Genomic DNA, 17,176 nt, shown 5'->3' on the forward strand with positions numbered 1-17,176 from the left:
GGAGAACACCATGAGCGCAAGCGCGGAGACTCAAAACCCGCAGCAACCGTCAGGCAAAAAGAAGCAGCGTAAATTTTGGCTGCTGCTGCTGACGGTTATTTTCATCGTTATTGGGGTGGCATATTTAGTCTATTGGTTCCTGGTGTTACGTCATCATCAGGAAACCGACGACGCCTATGTTTCCGGTAACCAGGTCCAGATCATGGCCCAGGTGAACGGCAGCGTTAACCGCGTCAACTTCGACAATACCGACTATGTGAAACAGGGTGACGTGTTGGTAACCCTGGATCCGACCGATGCCGAACAGGCGCTTGAACGCGCCAAAACCGGCCTGGCCAATAGCGTGCGTCAGACCCACCAGCTGATCATCAACAGCAAGCAGTATCAGGCCAACATTGCCCTGCGCAAGTCTGACCTGAGCAAGGCTGAGAACGATCTGAAACGCCGTGTAGTGCTCGGCAGCGTTGACGCTATCGGCCGTGAAGAACTGCAACACGCTCGCGATGCGGTCGACAGCGCCAAAGCGGCGTTGGAAGTGGCGGTGCAGCAATACAACGCTAACCAGGCGATGGTATTGAACACCCCGCTGGAGCAACAACCGGCTATTCAACAGGCCGCAGCGCAAATGCGCGACGCCTGGCTGGCATTGCAGCGGACCAAAATCATCAGCCCGATCACCGGCTATGTCTCACGCCGCAGCGTACAGGTTGGCGCGCAAATCGCCGCCGGCTCTCCGCTGATGGCGGTGGTGCCGGCCGATCACATCTGGGTTGACGCCAACTTCAAAGAAACCCAGATCGCCAATATGCGTATCGGCCAGTCGGCTACCGTGGTCAGTGACATTTACGGTGATGACGTGGTGTATCAAGGGAAAGTGGTCGGTATCGATATGGGTACCGGCAGCGCCTTCTCGCTGCTGCCTGCGCAGAACGCCACCGGTAACTGGATCAAAGTGGTTCAGCGTCTGCCGGTGCGTATTGAGCTGGATGCCAAGCAGATAGCCGATCATCCGCTGCGTATCGGTCTGTCGACCCTGGTTAAAGTTGACACCACGAATCTGGACGGCCGCGTGCTGTCTGACGTGGTGCGCGACAAACCGCTGTACCAGAGCGATGCCCTGGCGTTGAACCTGGCGCCGGTTAACCAAATGATCGCCGACGTGATCCATGCGAATGCCGGTTAAGCGCGCGGGAGGCTACCTTGGCACAGAAACCGCTTGAAGGCGCTCAGCTCGCCTGGATGACGGTCGCGCTCGCCATGGCGACCTTTATGCAGGTGCTGGACTCCACCATTGCCAACGTGGCGATCCCAACGATTGCGGGTAACCTCGGGTCCTCCAACTCGCAAGGGACCTGGGTGATCACCTCGTTTGGCGTGGCGAACGCCATTTCCATCCCGATCACCGGTTGGCTGGCGAAGCGCGTCGGTGAAGTGCGGTTGTTCCTTTGGTCCACCGCACTGTTCGTGCTCGCTTCCTGGCTGTGCGGCATTTCCAACAGCCTGGGCATGCTGATCTTCTTCCGCGTGATCCAGGGTGTGGTAGCCGGGCCGTTGATCCCGCTGTCGCAGAGTCTGTTGCTGAACAACTATCCGCCCGCCAAGCGAGCGATGGCCCTGGCGCTATGGTCGATGACGGTGATCGTCGCGCCGATTTTCGGGCCTATCCTCGGCGGTTATATCAGTGACAACTACCACTGGGGCTGGATCTTCTTCATCAACATCCCGATCGGTGCCGTGGTGATCCTGGTGGCGATGTCGACGCTGAAAGGCAGGGAAACCAAAACCGAAATCAAACCGATCGACACCGTCGGTCTGGTGCTGCTGATCGTCGGTATAGGGTCACTGCAGGTGATGCTCGATCAGGGTAAGGAACTAGACTGGTTCAACTCGACCGAGATCATCGTTCTGACGGTGGTGGCGGTGGTGGCGCTGCTGTTCCTGATAGTCTGGGAACTGACGGACGACCACCCGGTGGTGGATTTGTCGTTGTTCAAATCGCGCAACTTTACCGTCGGCTGTCTGTGTATCAGCCTGGCCTATATGCTGTACTTCGGCGCCATTGTGCTATTGCCGCAGTTGCTGCAGGAGGTTTATGGCTATACCGCCACCTGGGCCGGATTGGCTTCGGCGCCCATCGGGTTGATACCGGTATTGCTGTCGCCGATCATCGGCAAGTTCGGCAACCGGCTCGACATGCGGCGGCTGGTGACCTTCAGTTTCATAATGTATGCCGTGTGCTTCTACTGGCGCGCCTATACCTTTGAACCGGGAATGGACTTTGGCGCCTCGGCCTGGCCGCAGTTTGTCCAGGGCTTCGCCATCGCCTGCTTCTTTATGCCATTGACCACCATTACGCTGTCCGGCCTGCCGCCGGATCGCATGGCGGCGGCATCAAGCCTGTCGAACTTTACCCGTACGCTGGCGGGGTCGATCGGGACGTCGATCACCACGACCTTGTGGACCCAGCGCGAATCGCAGCACCACTCGCAGCTGGCGGAGTTTGTGAACCCTTACAGCCCGCAGTCACAAGAGATGTACCGGCAGTTGGAACAAATTGGCATGAGCAAGCAGCAGGCTTCGGCCTACATCGCCAACGAGATCACCGCGCAGGGGTTGATTATCTCCGCCAACGAGATCTTCTGGCTGTCGGCCGGGGTGTTTCTGGTCCTGCTGGCGCTGGTCTGGGTGGCAAAACCGCCGTTCAGCTCCGGCGGTGGGGGCGGCGGCGCTCACTAAACCAGAGAAAGCAAAACGGGCGCCCAAAGGCGCCCGTCAGACTGCCGACAAACATATAATGTTTGGCGGTAGGCGTTAAAGGTTTGAAAATAAACCAGAAAAATCAATTTATTGATTTTCGGCTGATAACACAAAGGGGGAAAAACCACGCTTTTATCCCCCTTTGTCAATAACCTGACGGGCGCCCAGAGGCGCCCGTTTTTTATTCCGCACAGCATCAAGCCTGGTTTTGACGCCACCAGTCAGCCAACAGAATACCGGTCGCGACCGAAACGTTCAGGCTTTCCACCTTGCCGGTACCGCCGATAGACACGTTCATATCACCCTGCTGCCAGGCGCTGTCGCTCAGGCCATCACGCTCCTGACCCAACACCAGCACCATTTTGGCCGGCAGCTTAGCCTGCGCCAACGGGGTGCCTTTATGGCTCGAGGTGGTCACGATGGCATAACCGGCCTTGCGGAAAGTATCCAGCACCGACAGGAAGTCATCTGCGCTGATCGCCTTGATGTGTTCCGCGCCGCCTTCTGCGGTACGTACCGCCGCACCGGACTCCAGCAATGCCGGATCCTGCAACAGAACGCCATTCACGCCAAAGTGTGCGCAAGAACGGACAATAGCACCCAGGTTGTGTGGGTTGCCCACTTCTTCCAATGCCAGCACGCAGTCTTTCGCCGGTGCTTCTTTCAGATAGGTTTGCGCATCCAGGCCCTGACGTTTTTTGATCAGGAAGCATACGCCGCCGTGGTGCTCGGTGCCGGACGCTTTGGCCAGCTCTTCTTCATCCACCACGTGGTAGGCTTTGCGGTTCGCCGCCATCCAGCGCAGCGCTTCACGAAAACGCGGCGTGACCGACTGTACGAACCAGGCGCGGACGATCGCGTCCGGACGGCTGGCAAACAGAGCCTGACAGGCGTTTTCACCGTACACGCGAGTTTCTTCCGCACGCTGGCGACGCAGTTGTTCAGGATCGATAAAGCTTTTACCGCTGATACCACCGTGATCGAACGCCGGCTCTTCTTCCGGACCACGAGACACAGTTTTCCATGGCGAATCATAACCGCCACGGTCTTCAGTACGCGCTGGACGGCGAGGACGATCGCTTTCACTGCGGCGGGAATCAGAGCCAGAGCCACGGCGATCGTTATTACCGCGCGGCTTGTCCTGACCGGTACGGCCCGAAGAGCGAGCACCGTCTGCCGGACGGCCTTTGCCGGCCGGACGCTTATTCTTGTTACGGTCGTCGCCGTTGCTGTCGTCGTCACTGCGGACGTACATCACTTTAACTTTACCGTTCTTGCCACTAAATGAATCGTTCATTTTCTTCTCCACCAACGCGCAGGGCGCGAAGATTACCTGATGTTGGGGTGCTAAGCCACCTACTTGCGCTAAAAGCTAACAACTATCGTATTCATTGAACAAACCTCTTTGTTCATTGGCGCGCTTTTAACGATAATAAGCAGCATTAAAGATACATCTCCGCAACCCGAATGCGGTATGTCGTGCTTTCCCAGTATCCGAGGTCATCATGAATACAGTTTGTCCCGCTTGTAATGCCACCAACCGCGTACCTGAAGATCGTGTGGCTGACGGCGCAAAATGCGGCCGTTGCGGCCACGCGCTTTTTGACGGTGAAGTGATCAATGCCACCGCCGCGACACTGGACGCGCTGCTGCAGGATGGCCTGCCGGTCGTGGTCGACTTTTGGGCACCCTGGTGTGGCCCTTGCGTCAGCTTTGCGCCGATCTTCGAAGACGTTGCCGAAGAGCGCGCCGGTAAAGTCCGCTTCGTAAAAGTGAATACCGAGGCTGAACCGGAACTGAGCGCCCGTTTCCGCATCCGCAGCATCCCGACCATCATGCTCTTCCGCGACGGGAAAATGGTCGACATGCTCAACGGCGCCATGCCGAAAACGCCGTTCGATAACTGGCTCAATGAACTAGTTTAACGCAGAAAGCAGATACCCGTCGCCTTTCAAGCTGCCGCGTTGTTAGCTGCACTCCCCCCAGTGACTGACTAAAGCCGGTGGCTGGGGGATGAGCCAACTGGGCATCGAAAGTCATCGCGTATAGGCGGTGTTGCCCATTGAAGGTTACATCGCCGCACTTCAAACCGGTCCGAACGCTCTCGCCGGGCTTTTTTCTGCGTTACAATACCGGTTTTCCCCGGGATCTTTATGACCGACAACGCCGTACTTCGCCTGCGCCAGTTTCGCCTGGAACGATCAACCCGCCCTTTTCTGGCGCGTGGCAACCGCATTACGCGTTGTCAGGGGTGTCTGCTGCCACAAAAAAACTGCCTGTGTGACACCATCCAGCCGCAGCCGGCCACCAGCCGTTTTTGCCTGATCATGTTTGGCGCAGAACCGCTCAAACCAAGCAATACCGGCAGATTGATCGCCGATATTCTGCCGGACACCCAGGCGTTTCTATGGTCGCGTACCGAAGTTGACCCTGGCCTGCTGGCGGCGATTAACGATCCCGAGCGCCAGCCTTACGTGGTCTTTCCCGCGTCCTATGCCGCCCCTGAACGACCGATATTCAGCGAACTGCCCGTCGGGGGCAAACCGCCGCTGTTTATTATGCTCGACGGCACCTGGACCGAAGCGAGCAAGATGTTCCGCAAAAGCCCGTACCTCAATCAGTTTCCGGTGTTTTCGCTCAATGTCACCGCCGCCTCAAATTACCAACTGCGTGAAGCCAGCCGCACCGAGCAGCACTGCACCGCGGAAGTGGCGACAGCACTGTTGCAACAGGCCGGTGATGCCGCTGCGGCCGACGGCCTGGCGGAGCATTTTCGCTACTTCCGTCAGCAGTATCTGGCAGGGAAACCTACCCGCCCAGAGGCACCGGTCACAGCAAAGTCGTTGTAAAACGCCTAGAATCAAGGCGGTAACGTTGCCTAAAGGAGCCGTGCATGAGCCAGCGAGGGTTAGAAGCGCTTTTACGTCCTAAATCGATTGCCGTTCTCGGCGCCTCACAGCAGCCTGGCCGCGCCGGCAACCTGATGATGAGCAACCTGCTGGCCGGTGGCTTCAACGGGCCGGTGATGCCGGTCACGCCGCGTTATAAGGCGGTCTGCGGAGTCATGGCCTATCCGGACGTCGCCAGCCTGCCGCTCAGCCCCGATCTGGCCATTCTTTGTACCCATGCGCAACGCAACCTGGCCTTGATTGAGGATTTGGGCAAACGCGGCTGCAAAACAGCCATTGTGCTCTCCTCGCCGCCAGAGCAGTTCGCCGAGCTGAAAGCCTGCGCGCAGCGTTATTCGATGCGCCTGCTGGGGCCGAACAGCCTGGGCCTGCTGGCCCCCTGGCAAGGCATAAACGCCAGTTTCTCGCCGGTACCGATCCTCAAGGGCAAGCTGGCGTTCATTTCCCAGTCTGCCGCGGTGGCGAATACCATTCTCGACTGGGCGCAGCAACGAGAAGTCGGCTTTTCCTATTTTATCGCGCTGGGCGACAGCCTGGATATTGACGTCGACGACCTGCTGGATTTTCTGGCGCGCGACAGCAAGACCAGCGCCATCCTGCTATATCTGGAAAACATCAGCGACGCGCGCCGCTTTTTATCCGCCTCGCGCAGTGCTTCACGCAACAAACCCATTCTGGTGGTCAAAAGCGGACGCAGTCAGCAGGCCCAACTGTTGCTCAACAGTCAGCAAGGGCTGGATGCCGCTTACGATGCCGCGATCCAACGCGCCGGTTTGTTGCGCGTACAGGATACCCACGAGCTGTTCTCGGCGGTGGAAACCCTGAGCCATATGCATCCGTTGCGCGGAGAGCGGCTGATGATCGTCAGCAACGGTGCGGCACCGGCGGCAATGGCGCTGGACGAACTGCTGGGGCGCAATGGCAAGCTGGCGCCGCTGGGGGACGAGATCCTAGCGCAGTTGGGTGACGCCTTGCCTGACTTTATACGTGCCGGCAACCCGATTGACCTGCGAGACGATGCAACACCGCAGCGCTATCTGGCGGCGGTTAAGACCCTGCTCGACAGCCACGACTACGACGCTTTATTGCTGATCCACGCCCCAAGCGCGGCAGCCCCTGGCACCCTGACCGCCGAACGTATTATCGAGGTCGTGCGTCAGCATCCGCGTGGCAAACGCGTGACGCTGCTGACCAACTGGTGTGGCGAGTACTCTTCGCAAGAAGCCCGCCGGTTATTTACCGAAGCCGGCATTCCCACCTATCGAACGCCGGAAGGCGCAGTGACCGCGTTTATGCATATGGTGGAATATCGCCGTAATCAGAAACAGCTTAAAGAAACCCCGGCGCTTCCGGTCGGTCTGACCGCCAACACCGCCGACGCTCACCGATTGATTCAGCAAGCGCTGGCTGAGGGGGCAGCGCAGCTCGATACCCATGAAGTGCAGTCCATTCTGAAGGCCTATGACCTGACGACGCTGCCCACCTGGATTGCCGAAGACAGCGCCGAAGCGGTACATATTGCCGAGCAGATCGGCTACCCGGTGGCCCTGAAGCTGCGTTCTCCCGATATCCCGCACAAGTCAGAAGTTCAGGGCGTAATGCTCTATTTGCGCACCGCTACCGAGGTACAACGAGCCGCGGAGGCGATTCTTGATCGGGTTAAGCGCACCTATCCTCAGGCGCGCATTTACGGCCTGCTGGTACAAAGCATGGCCAACCGCGCCGGAGCGCAGGAGTTGCGTATCGCGGTGGAGCAAGATGCCATTTTCGGCCCACTGATCATGCTGGGCGAAGGCGGTATCGAATGGCGCCAGGAAAATCAGGTTGCCGTAGCGCTACCGCCGCTGAATATGGCGTTGGCGCGTTATCTGGTATTGCAGGCGGTGAAAGGCGGAAAAATTCGCGGCCGCAGCGCTTTACGGCCACTGGATATCCCAGGGCTGAGCCGCTTGCTGGTGCAGGTGTCCAATCTGATCCTCGACTGTCCGGAAATTACCCGTCTGGATATCCACCCGGTACTGGCCTCAGGCAGCGAATTCACCCTGCTCGACGTTTCCATGCAGATCGCCCCCTTCGAAGGCGATCCACAGGCACGGCTGGCGATCCGCCCTTACCCTCATGAGCTGGAAGAAACCATCAGATTGAAAGACGGCTCGCAATGCCTGTTCCGACCGATCCTGCCGGAAGATGAACCCGCGCTGAAACACTTTATCGATCGCGTGACCAAGGAAGATCTCTACTATCGCTACTTCAGTGAGATCAACGAGTTTACCCATGACGATTTGGCTAACATGACGCAGATCGACTACGATCGGGAGATGGCTTTTGTCGCGGTGCGGGATGACCAAATCATTGGCGTAACGCGTGCCCTCTCCGATCCGGACAACACCGACGCGGAATTTGCCGTGCTGGTACGTTCAGATCTGAAAGGGCTCGGCCTGGGCCGCCAACTGTTGGAAAAAATGATTACCTATGCCCGCGCCCACGGGTTGACCCGCCTGACCGGCATCACCATGCCAAATAACCGCGGAATGATAGCGCTGGCGCAACGTCTGGGCTTTGGCATCGATGTGCAGCTTGAGGACGGCATCGTCAATTTGACCCTGCCGCTGCAGGCGGAAGAAGTGCAGTGACCTGTGTCGCAATGCGCTACGAATCCACCACTTAACGCCAAAACATACGCACAATCGGGACAACTAGTGGTATTATCGCCCGATTATTCGATTTACTGTTTTCCCGTATTTGGCGTTCCGGCCATCTAATCATGAGAGAAGAAGCGCACTGTGATGTTGTCAAAATTTAAACGTAGCAAACATCAACAACACCTTGCACAACTGCCCAAACTCCCCCAGACGGTAGCTGATGTACGTACTTTGTACACACCGTCTGATTACCGTGCCACGCTGCTGGAATTGATCGCTAACGCCACCCAACGCATTTATCTGGTCGCTCTGTATCTGGAGCATGACGACGCCGGACGCGACATTCTCAACGCGCTTTATCAAGCCAAGCAGCGGTGTCCGGCGCTGGAGATTTGCATTCTGGTCGACTGGCATCGCGCCCAGCGTGGGCGCATCGGCGCCGCGGCCGCCAATACCAACGCCGATTGGTATTGCTCAATGGCAGACCGGCACCCAGAGCTTTCCGTGCCAATCTACGGCGTGCCGGTGAATACCCGCGAAGCCCTGGGCGTGTTGCACCTGAAAGGTTTTGTGATCGACGATACCGTGGTTTACAGCGGTGCCAGTATCAATGACGTTTACCTGCATCAGCATGAGAAATACCGCTACGATCGTTACCAGTTGATCACCAACGGCGAATTGGCCAATACCATGATCGACTACATCAAGCAGCACCTGTTGACCGCCGGTGCCGTGCAACGTTTGGATCGTGACGATCGTCCCAAGAGCCCAGAGATCAAAAACGAAACTCGCTTATTCCGTTTCGGTCTGCGCCGGGCCGGTTATCAGTTTCGCAACCAGGCGGGCAACGATGAGCTGGCGGTAACGCCGCTGGTTGGGCTGGGCAAGCAAAGCGTGTTGAATAAAACCATTCACCATCTGATGTCCTGCGCCGATCAGAAACTGACGCTGTGCACCCCTTACTTCAACCTGCCGGCCCTGCTGGTGCGCAATATCATCTATCTGCTGCGGCAGGGCAAACAGGTGGAAATCATTGTGGGCGACAAAACCGCCAATGATTTCTATATTCCGGAAGATCAGCCGTTCAAAATTATCGGCGCCCTGCCTTACCTGTACGAAATCAACCTGCGACGCTTTCTCAGCCGCTTGCAGCGCTACGTCGATACCGGCCAATTGATTGTTCGCCTGTGGAAAGACGGCGACAACAGCTACCACCTGAAAGGCATGTGGGTGGATGACGAATGGCAATTGATTACCGGCAATAACCTCAATCCGCGCGCCTGGCGACTGGATCTGGAGAATGCCATTCTGATCCACGATCCCAAGCAGGAGATGCGTGAGCAACGGCATAAAGAGCTGGAGTGCATCCGCACTCATACCACCGTGGTGGGGAACTACCTGGAACTGCAAAGTATCCAGCAGTACCCGATCAAAGTGCGCAAGCTGATCCGCCGTCTGCGTCGTATCCGTATTGACCGGTTGATTAGCCGTATACTGTAATCCCGCTATAATTTAGCTATCGCAGACCCCGGCCAATGCCGGGGTTTTTATGTGTCATGACAACAGGATGTTTTCATTATGCGCCCACTCCGCTGCCTGGCCGTGCTCCCCTTTTTATTGCTCACCAGCGGTTGTACTCACCTGGCAAATGACAGCTGGACCGGGAAAGACAAGGCACAGCATTTTGTCGCGTCTGCAGCCTTCGCTGCTGCCGGTGCGGCTTATGGCGATCATCAAAATTGGAATGAGGCACGCAGCCGCAGCTTTGGCCTGATGTTTTCAATCGGTCTCGGCGCCGCCAAAGAACTGTATGACAGTCGCGAAGGCGGCACCGGCTGGAGTTGGAAAGATTTTGCCTGGGATGTCGCGGGAGCGGCGACCGGTTATAGCCTTTACCACGCAACCCGCTGATTCACAGTTGGATCTCTTTCCCTTTGCGATGCAAGCGGAGAGAAACTATCAGCGCCAGCAGACACATGCCGGAAACATACCAGAAGAAGGCATTCTCGAAGCCAAACGACTTCAGCGACAGTGCAACATATTCCGCCGACCCGCCAAACATCGCATTAGCCACCGCATAAGACAGACCAACGCCTAACGCGCGCACTTCCGGCGGGAACATTTCAGCCTTCAGCAGCCCGCTGATCGAGGTATAGAAACTGACGATAAATAACGCCAGCACAATCAAACCGAAGGCCGCATAAGGATTGCTGACATTTTTCAGCGTCAGCAAGATAGGCACGGTCAGCAAGGTCGCCAGTGAGGCAAAGATCAGCATTGAACTGCGGCGACCGATCTTGTCTGACAATGCCCCGACCAAGGGCTGCAGCAGCATGTAGATAAAGAGCGCGGCAGTCATAATACCGCTGGCCAGCTTGGCATCCATCCCGGAGGTATTGACCAGATACTTTTGCATATAGGTGGTAAAAGTATAAAAGCTCAACGACCCTCCGGCGGTAAAACCCAGCACCATCAGGAAGGCTTTACGATTCTTCCACAGCCCCTTCAGTGAACCCGCATCTTTATGATTACGGGTTTTGGCATCGGAGGTTTCATTCAGCGACCGACGCAGATATAACGCCACTACCGCCAATACCGCGCCAATCGCAAAGGGAATACGCCAGCCCCAGGCCTTTAGTTCCTCTGCGGAGAGGATTTGTTGCAGAGCCACCAGAACCAGCAATGCCAAAAGTTGGCCGCCAATCAGCGTGACATACTGGAAAGAAGCATAGAAACCACGCCGCCCTTTTATTGCCACCTCGCTCATATAGGTGGCGCTGGTGCCGTACTCACCGCCGACCGACAGGCCCTGGAACAGACGCGCAACCAGCAGCAGCACCGGAGCCCAACTGCCGATCGATTCATAGGTCGGTAAACAGGCGATCACCAGCGATCCTGCACACATCATGCAAACAGAGATCAGCATCGAGTTTTTGCGACCATGCTTATCGGCAATATAACCGAACAACCAGCCGCCGATCGGGCGCATGAAGAAACCGGCGGCGAACACGCCGGCAGTTTGCAGCAATTGGGTGGTGCTGTTGCCAGCGGGGAAAAATGAAGCGGCAAAGTAGATAGAACAGAAGGAATAGACGTAAAAATCAAACCACTCCACCAGGTTCCCCGATGAAGCGCCAACAATAGCGAAAATACGTTTCTTTTTGTCCTGCACTGCCGGATCGACGGCATTTCCATCCTCAATGGCCGAGGTTGTTTCTGTCATTTTGTATTCTCCAAGCCAGATAAACCGTGAAGTCGGCGTCCTGCCGCTTAAATGTAATTAAATTGTTAATATTGAGTTAACAATTAAAACAAATAGCGGGCGAAGAATATAGCGTGATTTTTGTGATGCGCATTGAAGACTGGCGTAAAAATCGGGCGAAATAACAGCAAATATTTATAGCGGACATAGCAAAAAGGCCATCCTTGCGGATGGCCTCTTGGCTTGATTGATGCCTGGCAGTGTCCTACTCTCGCATGGGGAGACCCCACACTACCATCGGCGCTACGGCGTTTCACTTCTGAGTTCGGCATGGGGTCAGGTGGGACCACCGCGCTATTGCCGCCAGGCAAATTCTGTTTCATTCCAACCGCTACTCACGTAGCCATTGAAACCAATCTCGGAACTTCGCTGAAAATCTAGAGTATTCGTATCGTCCTGATACTCACCCCTTCGGGGCCGTCGCAAGCGACGTTCAAAATCGTTCCCGACGATTTTGTCTCTAAAACACCTTTGGTGTTGTAAGGTTAAGCCTCACGGATCATTAGTACTGGTTAGCTCAATGCATCGCTGCACTTACACACCCAGCCTATCAACGTCTTAGTCTTAAACGTTCCTTCAGGGGCCTTAAAGGCCCAGGGAAGACTCATCTCGAGGCAAGTTTCGCGCTTAGATGCTTTCAGCGCTTATCTTTTCCGCACTTAGCTACCGGGCAGTGCCATTGGCATGACAACCCGAACACCAGTGGTGCGTTCACTCCGGTCCTCTCGTACTAGGAGCAACCCCTCTCAATCTTCCAACGCCCACGGCAGATAGGGACCGAACTGTCTCACGACGTTCTAAACCCAGCTCGCGTACCACTTTAAATGGCGAACAGCCATACCCTTGGGACCTACTTCAGCCCCAGGATGTGATGAGCCGACATCGAGGTGCCAAACACCGCCGTCGATATGAACTCTTGGGCGGTATCAGCCTGTTATCCCCGGAGTACCTTTTATCCGTTGAGCGATGGCCCTTCCATTCAGAACCACCGGATCACTAAGACCTACTTTCGTACCTGCTCGAGCCGTCACTCTCGCAGTCAAGCTAGCTTATGCCTTTGCACTAACCTCACGATGTCCGACCGTGATTAGCTAACCTTCGTGCTCCTCCGTTACTCTTTGGGAGGAGACCGCCCCAGTCAAACTACCCACCAGACACTGTCCTCACCCCGGATTACGGGGCCGAGTTAGAACATCAAACATTAAAGGGTGGTATTTCAAGGTTGGCTCCACGCAGACTGGCGTCCACGCTTCAAAGCCTCCCACCTATCCTACACATCAAGGCTCAATGTTCAGTGTCAAGCTATAGTAAAGGTTCACGGGGTCTTTCCGTCTTGCCGCGGGTACACTGCATCTTCACAGCGAGTTCAATTTCACTGAGTCTCGGGTGGAGACAGCCTGGCCATCATTACGCCATTCGTGCAGGTCGGAACTTACCCGACAAGGAATTTCGCTACCTTAGGACCGTTATAGTTACGGCCGCCGTTTACTGGGGCTTCGATCAAGAGCTTCGCCTTGCGGCTGACCCCATCAATTAACCTTCCAGCACCGGGCAGGCGTCACACCGTATACGTCCACTTTCGTGTTTGCACAGTGCTGTGTTTTTATTAAACAGTTGCAGCCAGCTGGTATCTGCGACTGGCTTCAGCTCCGAGAGCAAGTCTCTTCACCTACGCGCCAGCGTGCCTTCTCCCGAAGTTACGGCACCATTTTGCCTAGTTCCTTCACCCGAGTTCTCTCAAGCGCCTTGGTATTCTCTACCTGACCACCTGTGTCGGTTTGGGGTACGATTCTGTGTTACCTGATGCTTAGAGGCTTTTCCTGGAAGCTTGGCATCAACTACTTCTGCACCGTAGTGCATCGTCATCACGCCTCAGGGTTGAATAAGTCACCGGATTTACCAGGTCACTCCCCCTACACGCTTAAACCGGGACAACCGTCGCCCGGCTAGCCTAGCCTTCTCCGTCCCCCCTTCGCAGTAACACCGAGTACAGGAATATTAACCTGTTTCCCATCGACTACGCCTTTCGGCCTCGCCTTAGGGGTCGACTCACCCTGCCCCGATTAACGTTGGACAGGAACCCTTGGTCTTCCGGCGAGCGGGTTTTTCACCCGCTTTATCGTTACTTATGTCAGCATTCGCACTTCTGATACCTCCAGCAACCCTCACAGGTCACCTTCAACGGCTTACAGAACGCTCCCCTACCCAACAACGCCTAAGCGTCGCTGCCGCAGCTTCGGTGCATGGTTTAGCCCCGTTACATCTTCCGCGCAGGCCGACTCGACCAGTGAGCTATTACGCTTTCTTTAAATGATGGCTGCTTCTAAGCCAACATCCTGGCTGTCTATGCCTTCCCACATCGTTTCCCACTTAACCATGACTTTGGGACCTTAGCTGGCGGTCTGGGTTGTTTCCCTCTTCACGACGGACGTTAGCACCCGCCGTGTGTCTCCCGTGATAACATTCTTCGGTATTCGGAGTTTGCATCGGTTTGGTAAGCCGGGATGGCCCCCTAGCCGAAACAGTGCTCTACCCCCGAAGATGAGTTCACGAGGCGCTACCTAAATAGCTTTCGGGGAGAACCAGCTATCTCCCGGTTTGATTGGCCTTTCACCCCCAGCCACAAGTCATCCGCTAATTTTTCAACATTAGTCGGTTCGGTCCTCCAGTTAGTGTTACCCAACCTTCAACCTGCCCATGGCTAGATCACCGGGTTTCGGGTCTATACCTTGCAACTATTCGCCCAGTTAAGACTCGGTTTCCCTACGGCTCCCCTATACGGTTAACCTTGCTACAAAATATAAGTCGCTGACCCATTATACAAAAGGTACGCAGTCACCCAACAAAGTAGGCTCCCACTGCTTGTACGTACACGGTTTCAGGTTCTATTTCACTCCCCTCGCCGGGGTTCTTTTCGCCTTTCCCTCACGGTACTGGTTCACTATCGGTCAGTCAGGAGTATTTAGCCTTGGAGGATGGTCCCCCCATATTCAGACAGGATGTCACGTGTCCCGCCCTACTCATCGAACTCACAATTAATGCATTTTAGTGTACGGGACTATCACCCTTTACTGTGCGACTTTCCAGACGCTTCCACTAACACAAGAACTGATTCAGGTTCTGGGCTCCTCCCCGTTCGCTCGCCGCTACTGGGGGAATCTCGGTTGATTTCTTTTCCTCGGGGTACTTAGATGTTTCAGTTCCCCCGGTTCGCCTCATACGACTATGTATTCATCGTATGATAGTGCAACGAATTGCACTGGGTTTCCCCATTCGGGTATCGCCGGTTATAACGGTTCATATCACCTTACCGACGCTTATCGCAGATTAGCACGCCCTTCATCGCCTCTGACTGCCTAGGCATCCACCGTGTACGCTTAGTCACTTAACCTCACAACCCGAAGGTGTTTCTGTAAACAGAAAACACTGTCGTGCTGTTTATTTGAGAGACTCTATGACAGGTTAATCCTTACCCCAATAGTTCTACGGAGGGATAAGTTTCAGCTGTCATGTTTCAATTTTCAGCTTGTTCCAGATTGTTAAAGAGCAAAATACTTCGCAGCATACTGTTGCCAGTACACTCTGAAGTATTGATACAGGACTATATGGTGGAGCTAAGCGGGATCGAACCGCTGACCTCCTGCGTGCAAGGCAGGCGCTCTCCCAGCTGAGCTATAGCCCCATACAGTCACTTGCAGATACCTTTGTTACCTCATTCGATTCCAAACAAGACGCGGCGCCACGCGGCTTTACAGCCATGCGGTGAAGCAACGCAGTATGGGAAAGAATTGGTAGGCCTGAGTGGACTTGAACCACCGACCTCACCCTTATCAGGGGTGCGCTCTAACCACCTGAGCTACAAGCCTATAAAGGTATTTCTGCTCGTTACTTTTTCATCAGACAATCTGTGTGAGCACTTCACGCAATCAATATCATTAGGTAAGGAGGTGATCCAACCGCAGGTTCCCCTACGGTTACCTTGTTACGACTTCACCCCAGTCATGAATCACAAAGTGGTAAGCGCCCTCCCGAAGGTTAAGCTACCTACTTCTTTTGCAACCCACTCCCATGGTGTGACGGGCGGTGTGTACAAGGCCCGGGAACGTATTCACCGTAGCATTCTGATCTACGATTACTAGCGATTCCGACTTCACGGAGTCGAGTTGCAGACTCCGATCCGGACTACGACGTACTTTATGAGGTCCGCTTGCTCTCGCGAGTTCGCTTCTCTTTGTATACGCCATTGTAGCACGTGTGTAGCCCTACTCGTAAGGGCCATGATGACTTGACGTCATCCCCACCTTCCTCCGGTTTATCACCGGCAGTCTCCTTTGAGTTCCCACCATTACGTGCTGGCAACAAAGGATAAGGGTTGCGCTCGTTGCGGGACTTAACCCAACATTTCACAACACGAGCTGACGACAGCCATGCAGCACCTGTCTCAGAGTTCCCGAAGGCACTAAGCTATCTCTAGCGAATTCTCTGGATGTCAAGAGTAGGTAAGGTTCTTCGCGTTGCATCGAATTAAACCACATGCTCCACCGCTTGTGCGGGCCCCCGTCAATTCATTTGAGTTTTAACCTTGCGGCCGTACTCCCCAGGCGGTCGACTTAACGCGTTAGCTCCGGAAGCCACGCCTCAAGGGCACAACCTCCAAGTCGACATCGTTTACAGCGTGGACTACCAGGGTATCTAATCCTGTTTGCTCCCCACGCTTTCGCACCTGAGCGTCAGTCTTTGTCCAGGGGGCCGCCTTCGCCACCGGTATTCCTCCAGATCTCTACGCATTTCACCGCTACACCTGGAATTCTACCCCCCTCTACAAGACTCTAGCTTGCCAGTTTCAAATGCAGTTCCCACGTTAAGCGCGGGGATTTCACATCTGACTTAACAAACCGCCTGCGTGCGCTTTACGCCCAGTAATTCCGATTAACGCTTGCACCCTCCGTATTACCGCGGCTGCTGGCACGGAGTTAGCCGGTGCTTCTTCTGCGAGTAACGTCAATGCACAGTGCTATTAACACTGAACCCTTCCTCCTCGCTGAAAGTGCTTTACAACCCGAAGGCCTTCTTCACACACGCGGCATGGCTGCATCAGGCTTGCGCCCATTGTGCAATATTCCCCACTGCTGCCTCCCGTAGGAGTCTGGACCGTGTCTCAGTTCCAGTGTGGCTGGTCATCCTCTCAGACCAGCTAGGGATCGTCGCCTAGGTGAGCCATTACCCCACCTACTAGCTAATCCCATCTGGGCACATCTGATGGCATGAGGCCCGAAGGTCCCCCACTTTGGTCCGAAGACGTTATGCGGTATTAGCTACCGTTTCCAGTAGTTATCCCCCTCCATCAGGCAGTTTCCCAGACATTACTCACCCGTCCGCCGCTCGTCACCCGGAGAGCAAGCTCTCCTGTGCTACCGCTCGACTTGCATGTGTTAGGCCTGCCGCCAGCGTTCAATCTGAGCCATGATCAAACTCTTCAATTAAAAGCTTGATTTGCTTCAACTCGTGAAGCGATGCTCGAAAATTAACTTTCGTAATAATCAGACCGTTGACGAATCAACCGACTGACTTATTGCTTGGTCACTCTTCAAGACTTGATATTTTTT

At 55.2% G+C, this 17,176-nt stretch carries 9 protein-coding genes, 2 tRNA genes and 3 rRNA genes; 7 read left to right on the forward strand and 7 right to left on the reverse strand.

Going from position 1 to position 17,176, the window contains the following annotated elements:
- Nucleotides 1-10 precede the first annotated feature (10 nt).
- Both emrA and emrB read left to right on the forward strand, forming a co-directional pair.
- Nucleotides 11-1,183: a multidrug efflux MFS transporter periplasmic adaptor subunit EmrA gene (emrA, locus tag LQ945_RS08145; RefSeq protein ID WP_269935343.1), complete on the forward strand. Its 1,173-nt coding sequence runs from the start codon at nt 11-13 to the stop codon at nt 1,181-1,183.
- A 17-nt stretch (nt 1,184-1,200) separates the two neighbouring features.
- Nucleotides 1,201-2,736: a multidrug efflux MFS transporter permease subunit EmrB gene (gene emrB / locus LQ945_RS08150; protein ID WP_044554490.1), complete on the forward strand. Its 1,536-nt coding sequence runs from the start codon at nt 1,201-1,203 to the stop codon at nt 2,734-2,736.
- 217 nt (nt 2,737-2,953) lie between these two features.
- Here the strand turns inward: emrB and LQ945_RS08155 are convergent, their stop codons facing one another.
- Entirely contained in the window at nt 2,954-4,054 is a 1,101-nt protein-coding gene (locus tag LQ945_RS08155; RefSeq protein ID WP_020828322.1) for a tRNA/rRNA methyltransferase, read from the reverse strand.
- A gap of 208 nt (nt 4,055-4,262) precedes the next feature.
- On the opposite strand from LQ945_RS08155, the gene trxC reads away from it, so the two are divergent.
- From trxC to LQ945_RS08180, 5 genes are all read left to right on the forward strand, one after another.
- Nucleotides 4,263-4,682, forward strand: coding sequence for a thioredoxin TrxC (trxC, locus tag LQ945_RS08160; protein ID WP_041414882.1), 420 nt, complete (start codon nt 4,263-4,265; stop codon nt 4,680-4,682).
- Between the two features lie 228 nt (nt 4,683-4,910).
- On the forward strand, nt 4,911-5,606 hold the full coding sequence (locus LQ945_RS08165; RefSeq protein WP_262242211.1) for a tRNA-uridine aminocarboxypropyltransferase: 696 nt from the start codon (nt 4,911-4,913) through the stop codon (nt 5,604-5,606).
- A 44-nt stretch (nt 5,607-5,650) separates the two neighbouring features.
- Complete coding sequence (locus LQ945_RS08170) at nt 5,651-8,299, forward strand: bifunctional acetate--CoA ligase family protein/GNAT family N-acetyltransferase (protein WP_270102670.1); 2,649 nt, start codon at nt 5,651-5,653, stop codon at nt 8,297-8,299.
- 153 nt (nt 8,300-8,452) lie between these two features.
- Complete coding sequence (gene pssA, locus LQ945_RS08175) at nt 8,453-9,808, forward strand: CDP-diacylglycerol--serine O-phosphatidyltransferase (RefSeq protein ID WP_044554487.1); 1,356 nt, start codon at nt 8,453-8,455, stop codon at nt 9,806-9,808.
- Nucleotides 9,809-9,886: 78 nt separating this feature from the next.
- Nucleotides 9,887-10,219, forward strand: coding sequence for a YfiM family lipoprotein (locus LQ945_RS08180; protein WP_020828327.1), 333 nt, complete (start codon nt 9,887-9,889; stop codon nt 10,217-10,219).
- A 1-nt stretch (nt 10,220) separates the two neighbouring features.
- On the opposite strand, the gene LQ945_RS08185 is transcribed toward LQ945_RS08180, so the two are convergent.
- From LQ945_RS08185 to LQ945_RS08210, 6 genes are all read right to left on the reverse strand, one after another.
- Complete coding sequence (locus LQ945_RS08185; protein ID WP_044554485.1) at nt 10,221-11,531, reverse strand: MFS family transporter; 1,311 nt, start codon at nt 11,529-11,531, stop codon at nt 10,221-10,223.
- 231 nt (nt 11,532-11,762) lie between these two features.
- A 5S ribosomal RNA gene (gene rrf, locus LQ945_RS08190) occupies nt 11,763-11,878 on the reverse strand.
- Between the two features lie 173 nt (nt 11,879-12,051).
- Nucleotides 12,052-14,961: ribosomal RNA gene (locus tag LQ945_RS08195) — 23S ribosomal RNA — on the reverse strand.
- A gap of 215 nt (nt 14,962-15,176) precedes the next feature.
- A tRNA-Ala gene (locus LQ945_RS08200) sits at nt 15,177-15,252 on the reverse strand.
- 107 nt (nt 15,253-15,359) lie between these two features.
- A tRNA-Ile gene (locus LQ945_RS08205) sits at nt 15,360-15,436 on the reverse strand.
- Between the two features lie 74 nt (nt 15,437-15,510).
- Nucleotides 15,511-17,053 (reverse strand): 16S ribosomal RNA (locus LQ945_RS08210).
- The 16S, 23S and 5S rRNA genes sit together here with 2 tRNA genes alongside, the layout of an rRNA operon.
- Between the last annotated feature and the right edge of the window lie 123 nt (nt 17,054-17,176).

Source organism: Serratia liquefaciens (genome assembly GCF_027594825.1).
GTDB classification, from domain to species: Bacteria; Pseudomonadota; Gammaproteobacteria; order Enterobacterales; family Enterobacteriaceae; genus Serratia; species Serratia liquefaciens_A.